Raw genomic sequence first — 1,559 nt, 5'->3', positions numbered from 1 at the left:
GGCTGCTGCCGAGCGCGAGGGCTGGGAACTTGATATGCGGCACGAGTTCGGCCGGTCGGCGGCGACGATTTCCAAGCGGCCGGTGATGCTGGAGATTCTGGACGACCTCGCGGCGGGGGCCTATGGGGGCATCGTGGTGTCGAAGCTGGACCGGCTCTCGCGTTCGATGGAGGACGGGACGCGGATGCTGGCGCTGGCGCAGCGGCAGGGCTGGCGGATTATCTGCCTGGACCTTGGCGTGGACACCGGGACGGTGATGGGCGCGGCGATGTTCAACATGGCGCTCAACTTCGCGGAGGTGGAGCGGAAGTTCATCGGGCAGCGGACCAGCGAGGCGCTGAACAAGCTGAAGCGGGTGAAGCATGTGGGGCGGCCGCGGGCGCTGGACCCGGCGGTGACGGAGCGGATCAAGGAGCTGCGGGGCCGCGGGCTGTACTACAAGGAGATAGCCCGGGTGCTGAATGCGGAGCAGGTGCCGACTGCGGAGCGGCGGGGGCCGTGGACTATTGCGATGGTGCAGCACCACCTTGGCACGCTGACGGCGAAGGGCGAATACCTCGGGGCGTGAGGGGTAGCGGCCCCCGGAAAATCCCGGCCAATAGATCCAGTTTATTTTGAGGGTCGGGGCCGCCGTTATTGACGGTAGCAGAGACGAGAGTGCCCCGCTCCCCCTCGGCGGTTGGGACCGGCGGTTGGTGAGAGGTGCGGGGCACTCGGCATCGTTGGTAATCAGTATTTCAACTTGGCACGTTGAGCTTCTGAGGATAGCAGAAGCCCCGGCTGCTCCCCCACCGGGTCAAGCGGGACTAGTGGGATGAGGAGCGCCGGGGCCTCTGTTGCGTCTTGCCATCACGAGGCCAGATAGGTGATACCTTATATCAAATCGGCCCGCTAGGTGAAAAGCTAGCTACGCATCCGCGTGATTACGCGGTTACGTAGCTACGTGTCTAGCCAACTAGCTAGTTACTTGGTAACGTGCACACGTATGAAAACCATTGCACTCTGCAACTTCAAGGGCGGCTCCGGCAAGACGACCTCCGCCGCGTTCCTCGCCCACGCCTTCGCCCAGCTCGGCCGCTCCGTTGTCGTCGTGGACGCCGACCCGCAGGGCTCGCTGCTGCGCTGGTCCGAGGAGGCGGACTGGGGCATCCCAACCCTGGCGCTGCCCACCAAGACCATCCACCGGCAGCTCCCGGGCATCGTCGGGGACCGCTACGACATAGCCCTGATCGACACCCCGGGGTTCAACGACCGCACCGGCATCGTCTACGCCGCAATACGTGCCGCCGACCTCGTGGTGCTCCCGATGGCGCCAACCATGATGGAACTGGAGCGCGTGCCCCACGTCCTCGCCGCCGTGGACGAGGTGGCCGTGTCCCGCGATATCGAGCTGCCGCACCGCGTGCTCCTCAACCGCACCATCACCAACGCCTCCTCCACCCAAGTCATCCGCGACCAGCTCGCAGAACTCGGCTGCGACGTGCTGCCCACCGCCATCCCGCGCCGCGAAGTAATCGGCCAAGCACTCGGAGAGCCCGTCGAGGGGCCGCTGTACGGGC

Annotated in this window: 2 protein-coding genes; both read left to right on the top strand. The window is 65.7% G+C overall.

Annotated features, from left to right (window positions below):
- A partial coding sequence (locus ACMX2H_RS18895) for a recombinase family protein (protein WP_414962814.1) occupies positions 1 to 568 on the top strand: 568 nt, incomplete at its 5' end.
- Between the two features lie 417 nt (positions 569 to 985).
- A partial coding sequence (locus tag ACMX2H_RS18890) for an AAA family ATPase (protein ID WP_414962812.1) occupies positions 986 to 1,559 on the top strand: 574 nt, incomplete at its 3' end.

The sequence above is a fragment of the Arthrobacter sulfonylureivorans genome (genome assembly GCF_047607445.1).
Taxonomy (GTDB): Bacteria; Actinomycetota; Actinomycetes; order Actinomycetales; family Micrococcaceae; genus Crystallibacter; species Crystallibacter sulfonylureivorans_A.
Note: the sequence above shows the minus strand (reverse complement) of the source record. Positions and strands in the feature narration are given on the sequence as shown.